Here is a 23,392-nt window from a genome sequence, read left to right as displayed (position 1 = left end):
TCGAGTGGCGGGGCAGGGCGCTCGGCGCGGCGGCACGCCTGACGATCAACCATCCCGACGAAGCGCTTGCCCGCCGTCTGATCGAACGCGTCGAGGCCGAGGTCCGGCGGCTTGAACGGATCTTCAGCCTCTATCTGGCGACTTCGGAGATCTCGGTCCTCAACCGGGACGGCGTGCTGCACACGCCCTCCATGGACCTGACGGCGCTTATCGAGGCGTCGCGGCACCACTGGCGGGAGACCGGCGGCGCCTTCGACCCCACGGTGCAGCCGCTGTGGATGGCCTATCGGCAGCACTTCGCCGCCGGCGACCGCGATGAGATGGTGCTCAAGGAGCAGATCGCCGCCGCTTTGCGCAAGGTCGGCTTCGACGGCGTCCTGGCGGACCGCAACCGCGTCGTCTTCGCAGGGCCCGGCATGGGCATCACCCTGAACGGCATCGCGCAGGGCTACATCACGGACCGGGTGGTCGACATGATGCGGGCGGCGGGCCTTCATTCATGCCTTGCCGATCTCGGCGAATGCCGCGCCCTGGGTGCGGCGGCCGACGGCAGCCTGTGGCGGGTCGGCATCGAAGACCCCTTCCGGACCGGAGCGGTGGCGAAGGTGCTGGAGATCAGGGATCGTGCGGTTGCCACCTCGAGCCCGACAGGCTTCCGGTTCGAGGAGACGGGAAGGTTCAACCATCTGATCGATCCGCGCAGCGGCCTTTCCGCCCGCCGCTATGCAAGCGTCACCGTGGTGGCGCCGCGGGCGCTCGAAGCCGACGCGCTCTCCACCGCCTTCAGCCTCATGGCCCCGGAGGAGATCCGGGATGTGGTGAACGGGCTGGACGGGGTGGAGGTCCACCTGATCGATGCCGGTGGCGGAGTTCTCGAACTTCGCTCCGCCTGATCCCTCGTTGTTGCAGACGGAAGGAGGTGCAGCATGCCGCCTGCCAGCAACCCTCCGGACCTCGCCGTCCGGCTGCGCCGCCTTCTTGCTTCTGCCGATCTCGACTGCCGATGCAGAACGAGGCTCGACGACGCGCTCGACCGCTTCACGGCGCTCGAGCGGCGCCAGGCGCTGCGGCGCAGCCTGAGGAACGCGCGCCGCCAGCGCGACTGGATCGCGGCGCAGCTTGCCGCCCTTGCGGAGCTCGATCAGATCACCGAGCAGGAAAGCGACCACACCGTCTTCGACGAGATGGCGCTTCTTTTCCAGGAGATTGCGGCGGAGGCCGTCGCCGCCGCCATGGACCTGCGCGAATTGCGGGACCTTGCTGCGCCCCGCAAGGGCTGACGTGGAGCGGAGAGACAGTCGACCTCCCCGAGTGTCTCAAGGGAGACCTATTTCACCGTCACGGTCTGTCGCGGACGGCTCGCCGGTGCACGTGCCTTCTCTTTTTCAGCGCCGAGGCCGCCATCCCAGGCGCGCGCGGTTGCCGGCGCGATGTGCAGCGCATCGACGGCCCGGCGGGCGATCTGATCGATGATCTCGCCGATGCCGACCGGCTTCAGATAGAAGGCGGGCACCGGCGGCATGACGATCGCCCCCATCTCCGTCACCGCCGTCATGGCCCGCAGATGGCCAAGATGAAGCGGGGTTTCGCGCGCGATGAGAATGAGCGGACGACGCTCCTTCAGGTGAACATCGGCGGCCCTCACCAGAAGGTTGTCCGACAGCGAGTGGGCGATGGCGGAAAGGGTGCGCATCGAGCACGGGGCAACGATCATCCCCGATGTCCGGCTGGAACCGGAAGCGATGGACGCCCCCATGTTGAACGGGCTGTAGCGGCGTGCCGGCAGCTCGTTCATGGCAGCGAGCGCCTGGTGGCCCAGCTCCTCCACGATGGTCTGTTCTGCCGCCGAGGAGATGACGAGATCGACGCTGGCGCCGAGCTCGGCCAAAAGCTGCACGATGCGAACGCCGATGGCCGATCCCGAGGCCCCGCTGATGCCGACGACGACGCGTGCGTTCATTGCTCTTCTCCTTTTTGGAAACCGCGTAAGGCGGCATCGAGACGGGGCCACAGCGCGTCGACCCGCGCCGAAACGTCTGCCGACATGGCGAGGGGACGGCCCCATTCGCGATGTGTCTCCGCGCCGATCTTGTTGGTGGCATCGATGCCGAGCTTGCCGCCAAGACCCGGCTCGGGCGAGGCGAAATCGAGGTAATCGATGGGCGTGCGCTCCAGCAGCATGAGGTCACGCGACGGGTCGGCCCTTGTCGAGACTGCCCAGAGGACGTCGGCTCCGCTGCGGATGTCGATGTCGTCATCCACCACGACGATGCCCTTGGTGTAGCTGAACTGAGGCAGCATGCCCCAGAGCCCGGCCATCACCCGCCGCGCCTGGCCGGGATAACGCTTGCGAATGGCGACCACCGCCAGCCGGTGTGAGCAGGCGGCCGGCGGAAGATGGAGATCGCAGATCTCCGGCATCTGCTGGCGGATCAGGGGGAGTGCGAGCGCGTTCAGTGCTTCGCCTATGACGGAAGGCTCGTCCGGTGGCCGGCCGGTGAAGGTGGAGACATAAAGAGGGTCGGGGCGCATCGTGATGGCGCTTACCCGCATCACCGGAAACTCCTCCACCTGATTGTAGTAGCCGGTGTGGTCGCCATAGGGACCTTCCGGCGCCGTTTCGGTGGGAGACACCCAGCCTTCGATGACGATCTCGGCATCGGCCGGCACCATCAGCGGCACAGTGACGGCCGGCGCGACACGTGGCCGCTCGCCGCGGATGAGGCCCGCAAAGCTCATCTCAGAGAGCGTTTCGGGGAGCGGCAGGACCGATGCGAGCATGGTCGCCGGATCGGCGCCGATGGCGACCGCCACCGGCATCTCCTTGCCTTGCGCCGCCCAGGCGCGGTGATGCGCGGCACCGCCACGATGGGCAAGCCAGCGCGCAATCAGGCGGTCGCGCCCGAGCACCTGCATGCGATAGACGCCTACGTTCAGGGTGGCGATGTCGGACGGCTGAGAGCCGGGCGGGCGCGTCACGACGAGCGGCCAGGTGATGAGCGGAGCGGGCTCGCCCGGCCAGCAGGTCTGGATCGGCAGCCGCGAGAGATCGACATCGCCGCGCAGACGAATCTCGGACTGCACGGGCGGCTGCGATATCCGGTGGGTACGCGTTCGCAACGCGGCCCGCAGCAGCGGCAGCCGGCCGACGGCATCGCCGATCCCGGTCACCGGCTGCGGCCCGCGCAAAGCGGCCAACGCCTCTCCCAGGGCGCAAAGCCGCTCGGGATAGACGCCCAAGCCGGCCGCTACGCGCCGCGTGGTGCCGAACAGGTTGACCACCACCGGCATGGTTGCGGCGCGCCCTGCGGCATCCGTTGCATGGTCGAAGTGCAGGACCGGCCCGCCGCCGGCAAGCACACGGCGATGAATCTCCGTCATCTCGTGAACCAGCGAGACGGGTGGCGCAACGCGGGCCACGTCTTGCTGCGCCGAAAGGTGGGCGAGGAAGTCGCGCAGATTGCGGAAAGGCGGCAGGTCGCGAATGGGCACGGTTTTCTCCTCAGAAGGGAGATGCGTGCGTTCATCGCCTCCGTCTTTGCGCCAGCGCAAAGACGGACGTTTTTCTTCGCGCATCCTACAGCCCATGAGTGATGCCCCCGCCTTTCCCGCCGTGCCGGTGATGCTCCGGCTCTTTCTGACCCCTCTGCCCCTCCCGCTGCTCGGCCTCGTGCTGCAGCGGCTGGCGGAAAGCGTCGCCCGCCGCCGACCGCAGCTCTTCGCGCGGCTTGGAGCCCATGGGGGCAAGGCCTTCCTCATCGATCCGACAGACGTTCCCTTCGTCTTCCGTCTCTCGCCCCGCAGCGACGGACCGACGATCGAACCGCTGCGTCGCCGGGATCAAGGAGCGTGGGATGCCCGCATCGCGGGGCCTTTGGGGGCCCTGCTCGCGATGGTTCATGGCGAGGTGGACGGCGATGCGCTCTTCTTCTCCCGCGACATCGTGATCGAGGGAGATACCGAAGCCGTGCTGGCGCTGCGCAATGCGCTGGACGATGCCGAGCTCGATCTCTTGGCCGAAGCGGCGGCCGTCCTCGGGCCGGCCGGCGACCGTATGGAGAGCCTTGCAAGGCGTCTGACGCCGCTCGCCTCGCGACTGACGGGGTTGGCGCTCACGCGCCGGGACGGGAGCTGATCATGCCGAATCGCAAAACGCCCGAACTCGTCTGCCCGGCAGGCACGCCCGCCGCCCTGCGCGCGGCTGTCGATGCGGGGGCGGACAGCATCTATTGCGGCTTTCAGGACGAGACCAACGCGCGCAATTTCCCCGGCCTGAATTTCACCCCCGAGGAGCTTGCGGCGGGCATCGGCTACGCGCATGCAAGGGGCGCCCGTGTGCTGGTCGCCATCAACACCTTCTCCCGGGCGGGGGCAGCCGGGACATGGCATGGGGCCGTCGACACCGCCGCCGCACTCGGCGCCGACGCGGTGATCCTCGCCGATATCGGGCTTCTCGACTATGCCGCGACACGGCACCCGGAGCTGAGGCGCCATCTCTCCGTGCAGGCGGCTGCCGCGAACGCCGATGCGATCCGCTTCTACAGCGAAGCCTTCGGCGTGAAGCGCGTGGTTCTGCCGCGCGTTCTGACGGTGAGCGAGATCGCGGCGATCAACAGGGAAATCTCCTGCGAGACGGAGGTCTTCGTCTTCGGCGGCCTGTGCGTGATGGCGGAGGGGCGCTGCTCGCTGTCCTCCTACGCAACCGGCAAATCGCCCAACATGAATGGCGTGTGTTCTCCGGCGAGCCATGTGCATTATCGCGAGGAGGGCGGCGAGCTCGTCTCCCGGCTGGGCGAATTCACCATGGACCGCGTTCCGAAGCACCACCCCGCGCCCTATCCGACGCTCTGCAAGGGCTGCTTTACCGCCGGCGCGTATCGCGGTCATGTCTTCGAAGATCCGGTGAGCCTCGATGCGGCGACGCTCATACCGCAGCTTCTGGCAGCCGGCGTGAGCGCGTTCAAGATCGAGGGCCGCCAGCGGAGCCGATCCTATATCCGCGACGTCGTGACCAGCTTTCGCCGCGCGGTCGACGCGCATGCATCGGGCCTGCCCATCCCTGCCGGCACGCTGCAGCGTTTGAGCGAAGGCCAGACAACGACCGCCGGTGCATACCGTAAGACCTGGCGATGAGGAACAGGAACCCATGACGAGCAGCCCCGGCATCACACTCGGCCCCCTCCTGTTCAATTGGCCGGCGGACCGGTGGAGCGATTTCTATGCCCGCATCGCGGACGAGGCGGAGGTCGACCGCGTCTGTCTGGGTGAAGTGGTCTGCTCGAAACGGCTGCCCCTCTATATCGACCGCATTCCCGACGCGATCGAGCGGCTTCATCGGGCCGGCAAGCAGGTCATCCTCTCGTCGCTGGCACTCGTCACGCTCAAGCGCGAGCGGCTGATGTGCGGGGATCTGGCGGCAAACGGAGATCTGGAGGTGGAGGTCAACGACCTCACGATGCTGTCGCATCTGAGCCCCGGCCGCCGCTTCACCGTGGGCCCGCTGGTGAACGTCTACAACGAGGGCACGCTCGCCTATCTCGCGCAGCGGGGCGCCGGCCGCATCTGTTTGCCGCCGGAACTGCCGTTCTCCTCCCTCGCAAGTCTCTCTCAGGCGGCAGCGCAGGAAGGGGTCGAGCCGGAAGCGTGGGTGTTCGGCCGCGTGCCGCTCGCCATTTCCGGACGCTGCTATCACGCGCGTGTGCACGGGCTTGCCAAGGACAATTGCCAATTCGTCTGCGGCAAGGATCCGGACGGGCTGGAGGTGGACACGCTCGACGGGGAGGAATTCCTGGCCATCAACGGCGTGCAGACGCTCTCCCACACGCATTGCAACCTGATCGGCGATCTCGAGGCGCTGATGCAGGCGGGTGTGAGATCCTTCCGTATGTCGCCGCATAGCGGCGACATGGTCGCCGTGGCGCGGCTCGTCCGCCAGGCCGTCGACGGCGCGCTCGACTGCGCGGCCGCATCGGAGCGGCTCGCCGGATTGCTGCCCCAGGCGCGGTTTTCGAACGGCTACCTGAACGGGACCTGCGGTGCCGCGTTTTCCAGAGCGGGATGAGGAAAAGCGTGAAGCGGTTTTCCGCCCGCATCCCGCTCTGATTTTTTAAAGCGATCGCGGTGAAGCAGTCACCAAGTCAGGCGGCGAGGCATCGAGGCTGCGGAAGAGGACCGGCGGGGCATTCACCCGGAGGGTGCGGCAGCCGGCGCGCGGACGTGGCAGGCGGCGCGCCAGCCTTCGCCGACCGGCACCAGCGGCGGGTGGCTTTCGCGGCAGACGGGCTCGGCCAGCGGGCAGCGGGTGACGAACTTGCAGCCGGCCGGCGGATTGGCGGGGCTCGGAAGATCGCCCTTCAGCACGATGCGCTGACGGCTGCGTTGCGCGGCGGGATCGGGCAGCGGCACGGCCGACAGAAGCGCCTCGGTGTAGGGATGAACCGGCCTGGCGAAGACGTCTTCCGTGCGGCCGGTTTCCACCAGATGGCCGAGATACATCACCGCGACGCGATCGGCGAAATGGCGCACCACCGAAAGGTCGTGGCTGATGAACAGATAAGACAGACCCAGCCGCTTTTGCAGATCGAGAAGCAGGTTCAGGATCTGCGAACGGATCGACACGTCGAGCGCCGACACCGGCTCGTCCAGGATCAGCAGTTCCGGGTTGAGCGCAAGCGCTCGGGCGATGACGATGCGCTGGCGTTGGCCGCCCGAAAACGCGTTCGGCTTTCTTTTGGCGTGCTGCGGATGCAGCCCGACGAGGCTGAGCAGCTCAGTCACCCGCTCGCGCCGCTCCCGTGCACTGCCCACGCCGTGGATGGCCAGCGGCTCGGCGATGCTCTCGCCGATCGTCAGCTTCGGATTGAGCGCCGAGACCGGATCCTGGAAGACGATCTGCATGTCGCGCGAGAGGCTCCGGCGCGCGCCGGCGTCGCCATGGACGATCTCCTTGCCGTCGAAGCTCACCGTGCCGCCGGTCGGCTTCTGCATGCCGAGGATGGCCGCACCCAGCGTGGACTTGCCGCAGCCGGATTCACCCACCAGCGCAAGGCTTTCGCCGCGGGCGATGTCGAGGTCGACGCCGTCGACCGCCTTGACCCAGCCCACCGGCTTGCCGAGCGGCCCGCCGCGGATCGGGAAATGAACCTTCAGGTCCCTGACGGAAAGAAGCGGGGCACTCACAGCATCGCCTCCACGCGGTCGCTGTGCCAGCAGGCCGCAAGGCCGACATCCCTGCGAGCGGCCAGCGGCGGTTGGGTCTCGATGCATGGCGCATCGGCAAGCGGGCAGCGGGGATTGAAGCGGCAGCCGGCGGGCCAGTCGCCGATATCGGGCACCACGCCTTCGATGCTGGGCAGGGTGGCCTTCGGCTTGCCGTCGAGGCGCGGGATGGTCGAGAGGAGTAGCCGCGTGTAGGGATGCTCCTGGCGGGCGAAGATCGCCTCCACCGGCGCCTCTTCGATGACGCGGCCGGCATACATGACGGCGACCCTGTCGGCCATGTCGGCGACCACACCCATGTCGTGCGTGATGAGCAGGATCGCCGTGCCGGTTTCCGCGCGCAGCCGCTTCATCAGCTCCAGTATCTGCGCCTGGATCGTCACATCGAGCGCGGTGGTCGGCTCGTCGGCGATCAGCAGCCGCGGCCGGCAGATCAGCGCCATCGCGATCATGGCGCGCTGGCACATGCCGCCCGACAGTTCGAACGGATACTGGTCGCAGCGGATTTCCGGTTCGGGGATGCCGACCTCTTCGAGCATGGCTATCGCCGCCCTGCGCGGGTCCCGTCCCCCGGTCTTCCGATGGACGACCAGGCTTTCGGCGATCTGGCGGCCGATGGTCATGAGCGGGTTGAGCGAGGCGACGGGCTCCTGGAAGATCATCGCCAGCTCGTCGCCGCGCAGCTTGCGGCGTTCTGTCTGCGAAAGCGCGTGCAGGTCGGTCTGGCCGAGCAGGACGCGCCCGCCCGTCATCGTCGCGGCCCTGGGCAGCAGCCCCATGATCGAAAACGCCGTCATCGATTTTCCGCAACCGGATTCGCCGACCAGGGAGAGGATCTCGCCCTCTGCAACCTCGAAGCCGACCCCGTCGACGACCGGGTCGCCGCCGATCGAAACCTTGAGGTCGTCGACCTTCAACACGGTCTTCGTCATGGCCGCTCCACTCCCACCGATGCCCACGGGTGGTTGGGATGCGTCATGCCGCAATTCTCGCCGTTCTCGCGGATCACTGCGGACGGCACCGCGAAGTTCACCGGATAGAGCGTGTCCTCGATGATCTCGACGGGAAACTCCTTGCCGAGCTGCGGCGCGACCTCGGTGCGCGCCTTGCGGTTGACACGCAGCTTGACTGCGCTGGCGTCGATGCGAGGCGCGTGGAAGGCGTCTTCGAGCGACATGCCGTATCTTGCCACATAGGACAGGATCTGTGTCACCGCTGGCATGATCTGTCGTCCGCCGGCAGCGCCGAGAGCAAGGCGCGGTTTTCCGCCGGCGGTCGCGATGAGCGGGCACATGTTGGCCAGCGGGCGCACGCCCGGCGCGATCGAGTTGGGTTGGCCGGGGCGCGGGTCGAACCACATCATGCCGTTGTTCATCAGCATGTCGGTCGCCGGCAGCGCCACCTTGGAGCCGAAGCGCGACAGCAGCGTGTTGGTCAGCGAGACCATGGTGCCGTCCCGGTCGACGACGCTGACATGGGTCGTGCAACTGTCGCCACTGGCATGGCCGAGGCTGCGCAGCCGGTGCTCCGACGCGCGGCGGATGGCGCGCGCGAAGGCCAGCGCCGTGCGTCCGGACAGCGCGTCGTCTGCGGGCAGGGCGGTTGCCAGTTCGCGCAGCGCCTCGATCAGGGTCGGGCCGCCCGAGAGGCCGGGCATCGCATGCACCGCCATGCCGGCGAATCCCGCTTGCAGCGGCGTGCACCATGCCGGCCCGTAGCCGCGCAGTTCCTCAGCGTCGATCACCGAGCCGCCGGCACGAAGATCGGCGATGATGCCCGCCGCCACTTCGCCCTCGTAGAAATCGCGCCAGCCGGCGAGCTGCAGCCGTTCGAGCATCTTCGCCTTGCGCGGCATCGGCAAGGTGCGCACCGTGCCGGTCTCCGGCACGCGCGGGGCGCGGCCTTCCGGCAGGAACAGAGCTGCGGAAGCCGGAAAGCGGCTCAGCCCCTCAGCATCGATTGCCAGGCACAGTGCGGTGAACCAGTCCACGGCGAGTCCGCTCCTGGCATGCTCGATCGCCGGCTGGAGCGCATCGGCAAAGCTGATCGTGCCGAATCTTTCGAGGGCTTCGGCGAAGCCGGCGATCGCTCCGGGCACGCAGATCGAGGTGTAGCCGATCAGGTTACGATCGTCCTTGACCGAGGGCCAGTCGAACCAGTCGCCGTCGCGTCCGGCAACCAAAGGGTAATCGGACGGGTCGATGTTTCGCGACGAATTGACGTTGAAGTCCAGCGCGTCGACATGGCCGGTCCGGCCATCGGCCCGCAAGAGGAAGCCGCCGCCGCCGATGCCGGAGAGCCAGGGCTCGACCACGCTCAGCGTGATCGCGGTGGTGATCGCCGCGTCCATGGCATTGCCGCCGCGCGCCAGAACGGCAGCGCCCGCCTCGGCCGCGAGCCAATTCTGGCAGGCGACCAGCCCGCTCTCGCTGCGCACCGCGCCTTTGCGGACCATCCAGTGCTCACCCATGGGCTTGTCCGAATCTGCGCGGCCCGATCGGATCGGGAATGTGCCCCTCGACCGCGAAGCGGCCGCTGTTGGCCGAACCGGTGTGGTGCGCGGCGATCTCCGCCGCCGTGGCAACCCAGACGCTCTCCTCTGCCTTGATCGCCTCGAACAGCTCTTCCAGCAGTGCGATGCGCTGGGCGCGGCCGGAGATCCAGTCGTGCACCGTCAGCGTGAACAGTCCGCCGAAACGGTGCTGGGCACGCCACTCGCGCATCCAGTCTGCGAGCACCGGGCCTCCCGGCTGCATCGTCCATTTGTCGCGGCCGCCGCCCTCGAACTTGAAGAAGATCGCGTCGTCCACGGCCCACTGGACCGGCAGCTCGACGACGCCGTCGATCTCGTAAGGATGGTCGAAGCCCGAAAGCGAGGAATCATAGGCAAGGCCGAGCCGCTTCACCTCGCGCAGCATGTGCGGCGTCAGCTCCCAGGCCGGCGAGCGGAAGCCGACCGGCGCCTTGCCCGTCTGTTCGACGAACAGGGCGTGGCTGGCTTCCAGCGCGCCGGTGAACTCCGCGTCGGTGACATCGGCGACGATCTCATGGAAATAGCCGTGCAGGCCGACCTCATGGCCGCCTTCGACAATCGCCGGCAGGATCTCCGGATTGGTCTCGGCGACGAAACCCGGCACGTAGAAGCTGCCCTTGAAGCCGTAGCGCGCAAACAGGTCGAGCAGCCGGTAGAGGCCCGTGCGCGGGCCGAAATTGCGCATCTCCATGCCCGCGAGCCTCTCAGGCACCGCATCGCGCAGCGACCACAGGAAGGGCGAATGGGCGTCGACATCCACCGAGAGCAGGGCGGCCGATTGCTTGCCTTGCGGCCATTCATAAGCCGGCCAGGGCGACTTGACGATCAATCTGTCGGTCATCGGGTCCTCTTTCGCGCCGCGTTCAGAGCGCCTTCTTCTTTGCCTGGAACACGGCCTTGGTGCCGATCGAGTTGCCGCCGTCGACGGTCAGCGTCGCGCCGGTCACGTAGGCGCCGGCGTCCGAACACAGGTACAGGGCGGCGCTTGTCACGTCCTTGGGCGAGGACGGGCGGCCGAGCGGGATCGAGCCGATCGCCGCATCGACATGCTCGCGGGAGAGGGGGCTGACCTCGCTGCCGGCCATGAAGCCCGGCTCGAGCGCGTTGACGCGGATGCCGTATTCGGCCAGTTCCAGCGCGAAGCCCTTGGTGAGCCGGTCGAGCGCCGTCTTGGACGTGCAGTAGGGAACGACCGTGGTGCGCATCTTGCGTGAAGCGCCGGACGAGACGTTGACGATGGAGCCGCCCGTGCCGGCTTCGATCATCTGCCGCGCAAACAGCTTGGAGAGGTAGAAGGGCGCGCGCAGATTGACGTCGAACACGGCATCCCATTCGGCAAGGTCGATGTCGAGCAGGAAGCCCGAGGGATAGATGCCGGCATTGTTGATGAGGATGTCCGGAGCCTCCCAGCGCTCGGCGACGGTTCTTGCAAATGCTTCCATAGAGTTTGCGTCGAGAAGGTCGGCGGCGACCGCGAAATGCGCGCCGTCCCATGCGGCCAGTTTGCGGTCGAGCTTGTCTTGGTCGCGGTCCGTCAGGCAGAGCGTGGCGCCGGCGGCGCGGAACCCGTCGGCGATCCAGCCGCCGATGATGCCGCATGCGCCGGTGACGATGACCTTCCTGCCGTTGAATTCGTCTGCAAAGTCCATGGCGTTTCCTAACGAGAGCGCGGATCGAGGCGATCGCGAATGTGATCACCGATGATGTTGATGGAAAGAACGAGGAGGAACAGCGCAAGGCCGGGGAAGGTGGCGATCCACCAGGCATTGGCGATGTAGTTACGGCCCGTCGACAGCATCGCGCCCCAGCTCGCCGTCGGCGGCTGGACGCCCAGCCCGAGGAAGGACAGCCCGGCCTCGAAGAGCACCATCAGGCCGAATTCCAGCGTGGCGACGACGATCAACGCCCCGGCGATGTTCGGCAGCACGTGGCGTGACAACAGGCGAAACCAGCCGGCGCCCATGAAGCGCGACAGGCGCACATAGGGCATGTTGGCAACCGACAGCGTCTGGCCGTAGGCCACGCGCGCATAGCGGGGCCAGCGGGTCAGTGCGAGAACGATGACGACGTTGTAGAGGCTTGGCCCCAGGATCGCGACGGTGATGATGGCAAGCAGGATCGCCGGCACAGAGAGCACGATGTCGACGAGGCGCATGATGATCGTCTCGACCCAGCCCCGCCGGAAGGCCGCGACCATGCCCAGGATGCTGCCGAAGACGCCCGACAGGATCACCGAGGCGAAGGCCACGAGGAGTGAGATGCGCGCGCCATAGATGACGCGGCTCAGCACGTCGCGGCCGAGCTCGTCGGATCCCAGGAGATAGATGAGGCCGCGCGCCTCATGACCGGGCGCCTTGAGACGGGCAAGCAGGTTCTGGGTGTTGGGATCCATCGGCGCGACAAGCGGGGCGAGCAGCGCCATCAACACCAGCGCGGCGAGGATCGCGGCAAAGGGGGCGACCGCCCAGGGAAGGGGGCGGCGTCCCGCCGCTGCGCGTGCCGGCGTGGCAGCGGTGCCGCTCATGCGTTCGCCTCCAGGCGGATGCGGGGATCGATCAGGCTGTAGAGCAGGTCGGCGATCAGGTTCAGCGTGATGGCGGTGATCGCGCCGAGCAGCACGACGCCCTGGACCACCATGAAGTCGCGCGCGTTGATCGCCTGCACCGTCAACTGGCCCAGTCCCGGCCAGGCGAAGACGGTTTCCACAATGACGGCGCCGGCGAGCAGGTTGGCGATTTCGAGCGCAGCGACGGTGACCACCGGGATCGCCGCGTTGCGCAGCAGGTGGCGCATGACGATGCGCGTCATCGGCAATCCCTTGGCGTGGCCCGTGCGAACATATTCCTTCTCCAGTTCGTCGAGCACCGCCGTGCGGGCGACGCGGGCAAAGGTGGCCATGGATAAAAGCCCGAGCGCGATCGACGGCATGATCAGGCTGACGCCGCTGCGCGCGCCGGAGGGCGGCAGCCAGCCGAGCCAGACGGCGAACACCATGATCATGAGGATGGCGCTCCAGAAGGTGGGCATCGACTGACCGGCGAGCACGAAGCCCATCATCAGCTTCGATTCCGCCTTGCCGCGGCGCACCGCCATCAGCACGCCGAGTGGGATGCCGATGCCGAAGGCGACGACCAGCGCGCCGCCGGCGAGCATCAGCGTGTAGGGCAGGCGGCTCGAGATCAGCGTCCACACCGGCACGTTCTGAACATAAGAGCGTCCGAAATCGAGGCGGAGCAGCTGCGCCATATAATCGAGATACTGGACGATCAGCGGCCGGTCGAAGCCGAGCGAGACGCGCATCGCATCGATATCGGCCTGCGTGGCATTCTGCGGCACGAGCAGCAGTACCGGATCGCCGGTCAGGCGCTGGAGGAAGAAGACCAGCGTCATCACGCCGATCACGGCCACCAGCGCCTGCACGATGCGTTTGAGAAAGAAGGCCGACACGTGAGAGGCTGCCTTTCGGGTTGCTGCGCGGCCCGCGCCCTGCGGGCCGCCTCGTCGTTGCCGGTCAGTCGGACCAGCTCATGCGGTTGAGGAACATGCTCTCGTTGGCCGTCGGCTGCCAATCGAGCTGCTCGGCCGCGCCATAGATGATCGCCGCCTGGTAGAGCGGCACCAGCGGCACTTCCCTGGCGACGTAGGCGCTGACCTCGGCATAGGCTGCCAGGCGCTCTTCCTCGTCGAGCGTGTTGCGGGCCTTGTCGAGCAGCGTGTCGACCGCCGGGTCGCGCAGGGACGACCAGGAACTCGACGAATGAAGCAACGAATGCAGGACGCCGTCGACATCCTGGCAGGCGCAGGACCAGCGCCCGAAGGCCGCATAAGGCTGGTTTTCCGGCTCGCTCTGCACCCGCTGGAGATAGGTGGCCATGTCGGTGAGCTCGATCTCGGCAACAAGGCCCGTATCGTTGATCATCTGGGCCAGCGCCTGCACGATGCGCTGGTCGAACACCGGCGAGGTGGCAAACGATATGGTCTTGCCGGTGGCGCCGGCTTCCTCGACGAGCTTGCGCGCCGCGTCCGGATCGTAGGGATAGCCCTCGATGCCTTCGACGAAGCCGAAGTGCGACGGCGTCGCCATCTGCGAGACCGGCGCGTCATAACCGCCGAGAAGGCCTTCGACGATGCCTTCCTTGTCGATCGCCTGGGCGACCGCCTGGCGCACGCGCTTGTCGTCGAAGGGCGTGCGCGCCGGGTTCAGCTTCATATAGCCGATGCGCTCGGTCAGCACCGACAGCGCCTTTGCCGTGCTCGAGCCCTCGAGCTGGGCGGCAAGATCGGAATCGAGGGTCACCGCGAGGTCCGTTTCGCCCGCCTGCAGGTTGGCGACGCGAGTCGCCGCATCCGGCACGGCGCGGAATTCGGCGACCGGGAAGGCGCCCTTGTCGCCCCAATAGTCGTCGTTGCGGTCGAGGCGCACCGACACGCCGCGCTTCCATTCGCCGAACTTGTAAGGTCCCGAGCCGACCGGGCTTTCGTTGAAGGCATCGTTGCCGACGGCCTCGACCACGTGCTTCGGCACGATCGACAGCTTGACGAGCTGCGCCAGCAGCACCGGATAGGCGCCGTCGGTGGTCAGGGTGACCTCATGGTCGCCCGTGGCCTCTGCCGACAGGATCTTGTTGAACTGGCCGAGCTGCGGGCTGCCGAAGTCCGGGTCGATGATGCGGTTGATGCTGAACGCGACGTCTTGCGCCGTCAGTTTCTCGCCGTTATGGAAGGTCACGTCGTCGCGGATGGTGAAGACGACCTCGGTGTCCGACGCGTTGCGCCACTCGGTGGCGATCTGCGGCACGATCTCGCCGGCGTCGTTGCGCGTGAGCAGGTTGTCGAAGATGTTGCGGTAGACATAGTAGCTGTCGGGGTTCCACTGGCGGTGCGGATCCAGCGACGATGGCTCGTTGACCAGGTCGATGACCAGAAGGTCCTTTGCCATGGCGCTCTCGAGTGCCAGCGGCGAGCAGGCGAGCGCCAGGCCGAGAGCGAAGCCGATTGAACGATGCTTGAGCTTGATCATCAAACTGTCCTTATTCCCGGAGTTGACTTGCCTGGTTGCGTGTGGATCGGCGTGTCTCTGTCCGCCGTTCTGCGCGACTTCGCCGCGCCGACCTTGGCCCCCGATTCGAGGAAGCGGTCGAGCAGATAGACCTCCAGCGCGCCGTTTGCCGAGGCGAGGTGCTGGCCGGCATCCGCCTTGCGTCCGTCGAGGAGCGCCTCGACGAAGCGGGCGCGATCGGCCGGCATGAGCCGCACGGGCCCGCTGGCTTCGAAGAAGTTGACCAGGCGGGCCGAGCGGTCCCACAGATCCGCCAGCCAGCCCGCTACGATGGGCATGCCCAGCCGGCCGGAAAGGCATTCCAGAATGTCGCGCTCGCAGCGCCGTACGGTCGACAGTATGTCGCCGCCGATCTCCTGGCGATGCGTGAGCGCCAGGTGCATCTCGGCCAGGTTGCGCAGATGCGCCGTCTCGCGCTCGCCGAGCGTCACGTTGCACAGAAGCGGCTCGAGTTGGCGGCGGGCGGCGCACAATTCCCTGATCTCGCTCGCCGAGACCGGCGCGACCGACCAGCCGCTGCGCGCGGCGGAAGAGACGAAACCGCTTGCCTGAAGGCGCGCCAGCGCAGTGCGCACGGCGCCCCGCCCGAGGTCGAATTCACGCGCAAGCTCGACCTCGGAAAGCCGCTCGCCCGGTGCCAGGACGCAATGCACGATGGCGTTGCGCAGCGCGCGTTCCGCAGCCTCTCCCTTGCCTTGCGGCGGTGTGGGGGAGGCGTAGGCGTCTTGATCCAGCATTCTGATCTGACCTCTCAGATTTATGTATCGACATCTCCATTAGGTGTCGATGCAAGCATGAGCATCGCGCGGGCTCGTCTTCCGGGAGTCAAGGGCCGCCGGGCGCGAGAACACGTTGTTGCCTGCATATTTCAGGCCGATGCCTTGCCAGTCAAGCGTTTCCTTGTGCTCTTTTCATGAAGGAACGAGGCCGGTGGCCATGTCTCCCGCTTGGCGCGAATCCTGTTGCGCGATCCTGGCATGCGTGAAAAGATCGGCATTGTGAGGTGACAAGAAGAATTTCTAGGATGTCAGATAGAGATTATCAGACGCCAGGACATCGCCCGTAAAGAGAGCGCTCGGGGAAACAGAAAAGAGTGGGAAGGATCAGATCAATGGGACTGAGAAAGTTTTTCGTCGCCGCCGCCTTCGCGGCGCTGCCGCTTTCGACGCCGATCACGGCGGCGGCGGCGGCAAAGGACATGATCGTCATCGACTTCGTCGGCGAGCCGAATTCGCTCGATCCGCATCTGCAGTGGAATCCCGACAGCTTCAACGTTTATCGCAACATTTTCGACAATCTCGTCACCCGTGACGACGAGGGAGACTTTGCGCCCCAGATCGCGATGGAGTGGGCGTATCTTTCGGACACCGAGATCCAGTTCAAGATCCGCGACGACGTCACCTTTCACGACGGCGAGAAGCTGACCGCGGACGACATCGTGTTCAGCGTCAAGCGCATCACCGACCCGGATTTCGCCAGCCCGCAGCTCGGCCAGTTCAACGGCATCATCGATGCCGTCGCCAGGGACGACACGACCGTCGTGCTGACCACCGACGGGCCGTACCCGGTTCTGCTGGCGCAGCTCACCAAGCTCTCCATCGTGCCGCAGCATGTGGTGGAGGCCGTCTCCAAGGACGAGTTCAACGCCAATCCGGTCGGCTCGGGACCTTATAAATTCGAAAGCTGGAACCGCGGCGTCGAGGTGATCCTGGCGCGCAACGACGATTATTGGGGCCAGAAGGGAGCATTTGCGAAGGCGTCCTTCCGGGCCGTTCCCGACGCGGCGACGCGCGTGGCCAACCTGCAGTCGGGAACCAGCGACATCGTCACCAACATCGACAGCGATCTGGCCGCGCAGGTCGAGAGCGGCGGCGTCGGCAAGGTTCTCGCCGCGCGCACTGAGCGTGTCGCCTATTTCGCCATGAACGTGACCAAGGCACCGCTCGACGATGAGCGCGTGCGCCTGGCGATCGCCCACGCGCTCGACAAGGAAGGCATCGTGGAGGGAATACTGGGCGGTTACGAGGCGCCGGTGTCTCAGCTCGTCTCGCCGGCCGCCTTCGGCTTTGTCGAGGGCATGGAGGGGCCGGGCTACGACCCCGAGAAGGCGAAGGAAATTCTGGCCGAGGTCGGGGACCCGGCCAAGACCGGGTTCAAGATCCTGACCGCGCCTGTCTACGACCAGCGCATCGTCCAGGCGATCCAGCAGATGCTGAGCGATGTCGGCCTCAATGCCGAAATCGAGATGACCGACATGGGCAACTGGCTGCAGCAGATGCAGTCCGGGCCGCAGACCATCCCGCAATCGGCGTTCAGCCGCTGGAGCTGTGGCTGCCAGGACGCCGACGGGATCATGTATCCGATCCTGCATTCGTCCAGCGGCTGGGCCAACGTCAAGGACGAGGAGCTCGATGCGGCTCTCGATGCGGCGCGCTCGACGATCGACGCCGACGAGCGCCTGGGATTCTACAAAAAGGTCAGCGAGATCGTTGCGCGCAACAACTACGTCGTCCCGCTTTATCAGGCGTCGGTGATCTACGGCGTGGCGGATGGGGTGGAGTTCACGCCGCTCGCCAACGAGAACCTGTTTCTCAACCGCATCCGCTGGACCGGCGAGTAGAACGGGCCATTACGGGACCCTGACCTGCGCCGGGCATTGCCGCCTTCCCGAAAACGGGCTTTGCGGGAGGGTTTCTCGACATCGGCGGGAAAGCAGGTCGATAACCGCGCCGCCCTGGATGATGCTCGCGATCCGGCAACGCCGCCGCCGGCGCCACACCATCTGTTGCTCGTGGTCGCGGGCAGCCAGCAGGCATCGACCTGAGATCTATGGTCGGTCGGGCAAGGATCGCGAAGGTCTATTCTTCCTGCCTGACCAGCTTCCCTTCCTCGGCCTTGTGATGAAACTGACTTGCAACGAGCCAGCCTTTCAGGGGTCTCAGCAGCGGTATGCAGGTCAAAAGGGCGACGGGCAGGGACACGAGGACGTGGAACCACATAGACGGCTCATACGTGATCTCGGCCCAAACGGCGAAGAACACCGAAGGCACGCAGCCGAAGCAGATGACGAAGAAGGCCGGACCATCGGCCGGGTCGGCAAAGGCATAGTCGAGGCCGCAAACCTCGCAGTCCGGCGCGAGTGCCAGGAAGCCCCTGAACAGCCGTCCCTGCCCGCAACGCGGGCACCTGCCGCGTATGCCGACCCGCCAGGGCTCGAGTGGAGGCCACTGTGCGCTATCGTTCGGCATGGTCGTCTCTCCTTTGAACTGCCGGCGCTTCGCCGTGCCGCAGCACGGAACCGTTGCTACCCAGGCTGCATATAAGTATCCTTTGTGTAAGCATACAATGCGACAAATTGTATGGCTTCCGATTTGGAGAGTCCCATGAGCGCGCAGTCGGACAGGCAATGGCTCCCTGATCTCAGGGAGGGCGGGGGACCGCTCTATCTGCGCATCGCCGAGGCGTTGGCCGAGGCGCGTGCCAACGGCCTTCTGCAGCCAGGCGACCGCCTGCCGCCGCAGCGTGAGCTGGCGCAGCGGCTCGGCGTCGATCTGACCACGATCACCCGCGCCTTCACCGAAGCCCGCCGCCGCAACCTGATCGACGCGGCTCCGGGAAGAGGCACTTTCGTGACACCCGGCGCAGCGGAGGAGCCGATCCTCGACCTGTCGATGAACATCCCGCCGGCGCCGGCCGGCGTGAACCTGCCGGCGCTGATCAAGAGCGGGATCGATGGACTGCTGAAGCGGTCGAGCGCGGAGGCGCTCCTGTCCTATCACCCGGGGCCGGGATCCCCCGTCGAACGGGCGGCGGGATCGCTGTGGCTCGAGAGGGCGGGTCCACGGCTGCCGATCGGCCGGGTGGCTGTCGGCGCGGGCGCGCAGTCGCTGCTCGCGGCGGTGATGATGACGGCGACGCGCGATGCCGAGACAGTGCTCGCCGACCGGCTGACCTATCCCGGCTTCATCGCACTCGCAAAGGCCATGAACAGGCGCCCCGCCGCTGTCGGGGCCGACGAGCACGGCATGCGTCCCGACCGGCTGGAAGAGGCGGCAAGCCGGCACGGCGCGCGGCTCGTCTATCTCAATCCCACGCTGCACAACCCCACGACGCTGGTCATGCCGGAACACCGCCGCTGCGATCTGATTGATGTGGCGCGCCGGATGGGCCTGACCCTCATCGAGGACGATCCCTACAGCCCGTTGCTGCCACGACCCGTGCCGTCATTTCTCGCGCTCGCACCCGAGATCACGATCCACATCGCGACGCTCGCCAAATGCATCTCGCCGTTTCTGCGCACGGCGTTCCTCGCCGTGCCCGATGGCGCGGCGCTGGAAAATGTCGCGCGGCATCTGCGCAGCCTCACCCTGATGGCCCCGCCACTGATGACCGGCCTTGCCGCCGAATGGATCAGGGACGGTACCGCCCAAGAGATCGCCCGGGGCGTTCGACGCGAAGCCGAGGCACGGCAGGTGTTGGCGGGGGGCATTCTGCCGTCGGTGGCCACTCATGGCTCCGGTTTTCATGTCTGGATGCCGCTCGATGAAGGGCAAAGCGCCGCGGCGATCGTGGAGAAGGCGCAGCGGCGCGGGTTGGCCGTCAGCGGCGCGGCCGAATTCGCGATCGACGGAGATGCGCCCGAAGCGGTCCGCATTGCATTGGGAGCCGTGCAGGATCGGCGCAAGCTGTCGGAAGCCTTGCAGAGCCTGACCGCCATACTGGGCTCGTCCACCGCACCTGAAGGCGCGCTGGTCTGAGACCCGGCAGCCGTTTCGGGCCTATAGGCTCACTGTGCGTTCTCGCTCTCAACGTCCGCCGCGGCGAAATGCGCCATCTGGTCCTCTCTCGCTTTCTTGAAGGCCGGGCGGGCGCAGACACGCTCGACATAGGCGCCGAGCGCCGGAAACGTTCCGAACCTGCGGACCGCCGGAACGCGCAGCACGTCCGCCATGAGGAGGTCGGCAGCGGTGAAACGCCCGGCGGCCAGCCATTCCCGCGCGGACAGCACCGTCTCGAGATGGTGCAGCCGCGAGGTCAGCCAGGCTTCGAGCGGATTGTCCTTATCGACCGTCAGGCCGATGAACCACCACGGCACCGTCACCATCTCCATCGAATTCAGCGCGGCGACAATCCATTGGAGGGTGTCGGCCGCGCCGACACGGTCGCGCGGCATCAGCACCTCGCTCTTGCCGGCAAGATGCAGGAGCGCGGCGCCGCTCTCGAAGATGACAATCCCGTCGTCTTCGAGGAACGGCACCTGGCCGAAGGGCTGGCGCGAAAAATGCTCCGGACCGCGCTTATGAAAGCTGACGGATCGAACTTCGTAGTCGAGACCCGCCTCTTCGCAGGCCCAACGCAATCGGATGTCGCGGACGTGGCCACGGGGGCTGCCTTGTCCTCCGGGCACCCAGTCATAGGTCCATATGATCAACGGTTCAGGCATCTTTTCTCATCTTTCCTGCTTGCGGCGGCGATCTTTTCCGGCGCGGACCGGGAACATGGCTCACGCACTGTTCAGATGCAGGATGTTGCCGTCGGGATCCTTGAACCAGACCATCCTGAACCCGTTCGCGTCGTGGATGCCATCCTTGAAGGTCACGCCGTCCATCTCGTAGTGTTCGAACTTCACGCCCTTGGCGCGCAGATCGGCAGCGATGGCGTCTATGTCGTCGCCGCAGTCCCACACCACGGCGTTGGCCTTGTTGGTGCCGGCAAATTCGGAAGGGTAGACGACGAGATAGGTCGCCCCGGTCTTGTAGACCAGCACGCCCTCCATCCCTTCTTCCTTGAGTTCGAGGCCCAGCGTGTCGCTGTAGAAGCGCCGTGCCCGTTCGATATCGCTCACCGCCACGATGGCCGAGGAAGCCTTTGTCCTAAGCGCACTCATCGTTTCTCTCCTGTTGCTGACACCAATAGGACGAACGAGGCGCTTTGGTTCCGACATGGCGCGTCGAATTTATATCGAGACGGGCCATCTCCGGCACGCGCATCCTCGATGCTTGCCTTCTCCGGCGTGGCAAGCCGTGTTGAAGTCTCCGTGCTCGGCGATGCCTGGGGTCAGGCTGCTGCAGGGGCCATTTTGCTGGCTGGACGCGGTTTCAGCGGCGGCATTGTGTCCGCCGGAATCGGGCAGACATAGGGATCCTTTTCCAGCAGGGCCCGATGATAGGCCTTGGCCTCGGAAACAAGCGTCGGGTCGGTGAGGGTCTTGACTGCGGTATGAGCCAGGATCTTGGCGGCGTGGACCATGCCCTTGTGGGCGATGCCGGATTTGCCTTGCGCGGTTGCCTGCCAGGTGTGGAGTGTGGTTCCGACAGCGTGGGTCGCGACCCGCGCCTGAATGGTGGGAACCTGCCAGGATACATCGGCCACGTCGGTGGAGCCCATCATGGGCGTATAGCCGGGCACATAGTCGGTGATGTAATCGCACAAAACCTCATCCGGCTCGGGATTCCGACCGAGGGCGGTGTAGGCGGCCGCGATTTCCTCCGGGGAAAGCGTTGCGCGGATCTGCCTGGCGAATTCGGCGTCCCGATCGTCAAACGGCACACCGCCGAGCGTGTCCATGGCCTGCCGCATCGCCCTGGCGAGGGGCTGGTTGTCGAGCATGTTGGAAACAGCGGTCAGAACCTTCGATTCCACCTTGGTTTCGGTCATGATCGCGGCGCCTTCGGCGCATTTCTTGACACGTTCTATCAGGCTGCGCATCCCGGAGAGGGACCGGGAGCGCACCACGTAACGCACAGTGGTCGTGCCATGGACGACATTCGGCGCCGTGCCGCCCGTATCCAGATAGGCATAGTGGATGCGGTCGGAATCCGGCATGTGCTCGCGCAGATAGTTGACGCCGACGCACATGAGCTGCGCGGCATCGAGCGCACTGCGACCGAGATGGGGAGAAGCGGCGGCATGGCTCGGGCGACCGGTGAAGGTGAAATCGATGCGTGTGTTGGCAAGGCTCAGCATGTCATCCACATGGGTCATGTTGCCAGGATGCCAGGTCAGGGCGATGTCGACGTCCTTGAACACACCCTCGCGCGCCATGAAACTCTTGGCGCCGCCGCCTTCTTCCGCCGGGCAGCCCGCATACATCACCCGCCCCGGGGTTCCGGTTTCCTCCAGCCAGTCTTTCAGCGCGACAGCCGCCAGAAGGGCAGCGCCGCCAAGAAGGTTGTGGCCGCAGCCATGTCCGTTGCCGCCGTTCTCAAGCTCTTTGGGCTCGGCAAGCCCCGCAACCTGGGAGAGTCCCGGCAGGGCGTCGTATTCGCCGAGGAACGCGATCAGCGGGCCTCCTTCACCGGCAATGCCGGTGACTGCGGTCGGAATGCCGGCCACGTTCTCCTCAACGGCAAAACCCTTTTGCCTCAGCATTGCCGTATGCTCGGCCACGGATTCGAATTCGCCGTACAGCAGTTCCGGCGTGCCCCACACCCGGTCGCTCATACCGATCAGGTCATCCTTGTGCGTTTCGACATTATCCCAAATGCGTTCTGAGTTCTTCATGACATACCTTTGCTGGAACGGGCCTTTTGCCTGAACGGTCGACTGCTGCCGGCCGTGTCGAAAGCGACGAGCTTCTGCAGCGGTGCAGGAGAATTCTCAAAGGAAGTGCAGGGTTCGTTTGGCATTCTCGTTCAGGTAATGGGTTGCGACCATGGGTCATCCCGGCCGCCGCGCCGCACGAAGCGCATGAAGGACCGGGTTCCAGCGCCCATGGCGGCGCCGACCGGGGTCAGGAAGCAGGTGCGATATTCAATTTCCGGGTCCACGGGGCGGAAGCAGACGCCCTCCGGCTCGGACAGGGCGATCGGAAAGGGATTGATGAAGGCAACGCCAAGGCCCGCCCTGACCAGCTCGACGATGGTCACCACGGTGGCGGCTTCGGCGGCAATCCGGGGCGTGATCCCGGCGCGGGAGAACATCCTGTCCACATGACCGCGGAGGCTGTGGCGCTTGATCGGCGCGATGAGCGGAACGTCCTTCAGTTGTGCGGGGGAGATGACGTCCAGCTGTGTCAGCGGAGACTTTTCCGGCAGGAGACAGACCATCTTCGAGCGCCGGAAAGGCGTCATTTTCACACCTGCGTGCCGGGACAACAGGTCGGAGACGCCGATGTCGAGGCGCTCTTCGGCGATCCTCAGAAGCAGGGCATCGGAATCGCAGATTTCAAACAGGACGCGGTATTGGGGTTGAGCTTGCATGAAGGCGACGACGCGGGAGTGCAGAAAGCGGTGTGCCATCGTTGGAGGAGCGCCGATCCGCAGAACCTTCTCCTTGTCGGCGTTTTCGTCCCTGCCTTCGATCCCGGCGAGGGCCTGAAACAACGTGTCCAGGTTTTTGTTAAGATGAACTGCTTCCGCAGTGGGTATCAGCCGGCCGCCGGATCGTACAAACAAGGAATTTCCAAGCCTTGATTCGAGGCTTGCAAGGGACCTGCTTACAGCGGATTGGGATATGCCAAGCCGTTTTGCTGCCGAAATCGTCGTTCCGGACAGAATCATCGCCCTTAATACCTCATACTCTCGAATGGAATGCCAGTTATTCCTCACGTGCCCGATCCTTGCTGAACTCGAGGAGCTTGC

The 23,392-nt window shown here is 65.9% G+C and carries 23 protein-coding genes; 7 read left to right on the top strand and 16 right to left on the bottom strand.

The window, feature by feature from the left end; genetic code table 11:
* Together NUU27_RS03585 and NUU27_RS03580 are read left to right on the top strand one after the other, a co-directional pair.
* The coding region (locus NUU27_RS03585) for an FAD:protein FMN transferase (RefSeq protein WP_257760681.1) at positions 1 to 893 on the top strand (893 nt) is incomplete at its 5' end.
* Between the two features lie 33 nt (positions 894 to 926).
* Positions 927 to 1,280 (top strand): hypothetical protein, encoded by a 354-nt coding sequence (locus NUU27_RS03580; protein ID WP_257760680.1) that lies wholly within the window; start codon positions 927 to 929, stop codon positions 1,278 to 1,280.
* Between the two features lie 47 nt (positions 1,281 to 1,327).
* Here NUU27_RS03580 and NUU27_RS03575 read toward each other — a convergent pair whose 3' ends face one another.
* Together NUU27_RS03575 and NUU27_RS03570 are read right to left on the bottom strand one after the other, a co-directional pair.
* Positions 1,328 to 1,960 carry a UbiX family flavin prenyltransferase gene (locus tag NUU27_RS03575; protein ID WP_257760679.1) on the bottom strand — a complete coding sequence of 211 codons (633 nt, stop codon included), beginning with the start codon at positions 1,958 to 1,960 and terminating at the stop codon, positions 1,328 to 1,330.
* The gene (locus NUU27_RS03570; protein ID WP_257760678.1) at positions 1,957 to 3,492 is read right to left on the bottom strand and encodes a UbiD family decarboxylase; all 1,536 of its coding nucleotides are present in this window, start codon (positions 3,490 to 3,492) and stop codon (positions 1,957 to 1,959) included. Before NUU27_RS03570 ends, NUU27_RS03575 begins: the two co-directional genes overlap by 4 nt.
* A gap of 94 nt (positions 3,493 to 3,586) precedes the next feature.
* On the opposite strand from NUU27_RS03570, the gene NUU27_RS03565 reads away from it, so the two are divergent.
* From NUU27_RS03565 to NUU27_RS03555, 3 genes are read left to right on the top strand one after another with little or no spacing between them, the layout of a single operon-like run.
* Complete coding sequence (locus tag NUU27_RS03565) at positions 3,587 to 4,135, top strand: SCP2 domain-containing protein (protein WP_257760677.1); 549 nt, start codon at positions 3,587 to 3,589, stop codon at positions 4,133 to 4,135.
* 2 nt (positions 4,136 to 4,137) lie between these two features.
* Complete coding sequence (locus tag NUU27_RS03560; protein WP_257760676.1) at positions 4,138 to 5,133, top strand: peptidase U32 family protein; 996 nt, start codon at positions 4,138 to 4,140, stop codon at positions 5,131 to 5,133.
* Between the two features lie 13 nt (positions 5,134 to 5,146).
* The gene (locus tag NUU27_RS03555; RefSeq protein WP_257760675.1) at positions 5,147 to 6,061 is read left to right on the top strand and encodes a U32 family peptidase; all 915 of its coding nucleotides are present in this window, start codon (positions 5,147 to 5,149) and stop codon (positions 6,059 to 6,061) included.
* Between the two features lie 122 nt (positions 6,062 to 6,183).
* Here NUU27_RS03555 and NUU27_RS03550 read toward each other — a convergent pair whose 3' ends face one another.
* The 9 genes from NUU27_RS03550 to NUU27_RS03510 form a co-directional block, all read right to left on the bottom strand.
* Positions 6,184 to 7,179 (bottom strand): ABC transporter ATP-binding protein, encoded by a 996-nt coding sequence (locus NUU27_RS03550; RefSeq protein WP_257760674.1) that lies wholly within the window; start codon positions 7,177 to 7,179, stop codon positions 6,184 to 6,186.
* Complete coding sequence (locus tag NUU27_RS03545) at positions 7,176 to 8,150, bottom strand: ABC transporter ATP-binding protein (protein WP_257760673.1); 975 nt, start codon at positions 8,148 to 8,150, stop codon at positions 7,176 to 7,178. The genes NUU27_RS03550 and NUU27_RS03545 overlap by 4 nt, the downstream gene beginning before the upstream one ends.
* A complete protein-coding gene (locus NUU27_RS03540; protein ID WP_257760672.1) occupies positions 8,147 to 9,688 on the bottom strand; it encodes a gamma-glutamyltransferase family protein in 1,542 nt (513 codons plus the stop codon). The genes NUU27_RS03545 and NUU27_RS03540 overlap by 4 nt, the downstream gene beginning before the upstream one ends.
* Positions 9,681 to 10,592 (bottom strand): polysaccharide deacetylase, encoded by a 912-nt coding sequence (locus NUU27_RS03535; protein ID WP_257760671.1) that lies wholly within the window; start codon positions 10,590 to 10,592, stop codon positions 9,681 to 9,683. The genes NUU27_RS03540 and NUU27_RS03535 overlap by 8 nt, the downstream gene beginning before the upstream one ends.
* A 22-nt stretch (positions 10,593 to 10,614) precedes the next feature.
* The gene (locus NUU27_RS03530; protein ID WP_257760670.1) at positions 10,615 to 11,400 is read right to left on the bottom strand and encodes an SDR family NAD(P)-dependent oxidoreductase; all 786 of its coding nucleotides are present in this window, start codon (positions 11,398 to 11,400) and stop codon (positions 10,615 to 10,617) included.
* An 8-nt stretch (positions 11,401 to 11,408) separates the two neighbouring features.
* Positions 11,409 to 12,275 (bottom strand): ABC transporter permease, encoded by an 867-nt coding sequence (locus NUU27_RS03525; RefSeq protein ID WP_257760669.1) that lies wholly within the window; start codon positions 12,273 to 12,275, stop codon positions 11,409 to 11,411.
* A complete protein-coding gene (locus tag NUU27_RS03520) occupies positions 12,272 to 13,198 on the bottom strand; it encodes an ABC transporter permease (RefSeq protein ID WP_257760668.1) in 927 nt (308 codons plus the stop codon). The genes NUU27_RS03525 and NUU27_RS03520 overlap by 4 nt, the downstream gene beginning before the upstream one ends.
* A gap of 64 nt (positions 13,199 to 13,262) precedes the next feature.
* Positions 13,263 to 14,771 carry an ABC transporter substrate-binding protein gene (locus tag NUU27_RS03515; RefSeq protein WP_257760667.1) on the bottom strand — a complete coding sequence of 503 codons (1,509 nt, stop codon included), beginning with the start codon at positions 14,769 to 14,771 and terminating at the stop codon, positions 13,263 to 13,265.
* Complete coding sequence (locus tag NUU27_RS03510; RefSeq protein WP_257760666.1) at positions 14,771 to 15,547, bottom strand: GntR family transcriptional regulator; 777 nt, start codon at positions 15,545 to 15,547, stop codon at positions 14,771 to 14,773. The genes NUU27_RS03515 and NUU27_RS03510 overlap by 1 nt, the downstream gene beginning before the upstream one ends.
* A 374-nt stretch (positions 15,548 to 15,921) precedes the next feature.
* On the opposite strand from NUU27_RS03510, the gene NUU27_RS03505 reads away from it, so the two are divergent.
* A complete protein-coding gene (locus NUU27_RS03505; RefSeq protein WP_257760665.1) occupies positions 15,922 to 17,430 on the top strand; it encodes an ABC transporter substrate-binding protein in 1,509 nt (502 codons plus the stop codon).
* A gap of 238 nt (positions 17,431 to 17,668) precedes the next feature.
* On the opposite strand, the gene NUU27_RS03500 is transcribed toward NUU27_RS03505, so the two are convergent.
* On the bottom strand, positions 17,669 to 18,058 hold the full coding sequence (locus tag NUU27_RS03500; RefSeq protein WP_257760664.1) for a DUF983 domain-containing protein: 390 nt from the start codon (positions 18,056 to 18,058) through the stop codon (positions 17,669 to 17,671).
* Between the two features lie 135 nt (positions 18,059 to 18,193).
* On the opposite strand from NUU27_RS03500, the gene NUU27_RS03495 reads away from it, so the two are divergent.
* Positions 18,194 to 19,567 (top strand): PLP-dependent aminotransferase family protein, encoded by a 1,374-nt coding sequence (locus NUU27_RS03495; protein ID WP_257760663.1) that lies wholly within the window; start codon positions 18,194 to 18,196, stop codon positions 19,565 to 19,567.
* Positions 19,568 to 19,596: 29 nt separating this feature from the next.
* Here NUU27_RS03495 and NUU27_RS03490 read toward each other — a convergent pair whose 3' ends face one another.
* The 4 genes from NUU27_RS03490 to NUU27_RS03475 all read right to left on the bottom strand — a co-directional run bounded on the left by NUU27_RS03490 (position 19,597) and on the right by NUU27_RS03475 (position 23,359).
* Positions 19,597 to 20,253, bottom strand: a complete 657-nt coding sequence (locus NUU27_RS03490) for a glutathione S-transferase family protein (protein WP_257760662.1) — start codon at positions 20,251 to 20,253, stop codon at positions 19,597 to 19,599.
* Positions 20,254 to 20,313: 60 nt separating this feature from the next.
* Entirely contained in the window at positions 20,314 to 20,697 is a 384-nt protein-coding gene (locus NUU27_RS03485; RefSeq protein ID WP_257760661.1) for a VOC family protein, read from the bottom strand.
* A gap of 170 nt (positions 20,698 to 20,867) precedes the next feature.
* Positions 20,868 to 22,313 carry an amidohydrolase gene (locus tag NUU27_RS03480; RefSeq protein ID WP_257760660.1) on the bottom strand — a complete coding sequence of 482 codons (1,446 nt, stop codon included), beginning with the start codon at positions 22,311 to 22,313 and terminating at the stop codon, positions 20,868 to 20,870.
* A 131-nt stretch (positions 22,314 to 22,444) separates the two neighbouring features.
* Positions 22,445 to 23,359: a LysR family transcriptional regulator gene (locus NUU27_RS03475; protein ID WP_257760659.1), complete on the bottom strand. Its 915-nt coding sequence runs from the start codon at positions 23,357 to 23,359 to the stop codon at positions 22,445 to 22,447.
* Positions 23,360 to 23,392: the final 33 nt, after the last annotated feature.

Source organism: Nitratireductor sp. ZSWI3 (genome assembly GCF_024655565.1).
Lineage (GTDB): Bacteria > Pseudomonadota > Alphaproteobacteria > Rhizobiales > Rhizobiaceae > Nitratireductor.
The sequence above is the reverse complement of the archived record's forward strand: the minus strand, read 5'-3'. Positions and strand labels throughout refer to the sequence as shown.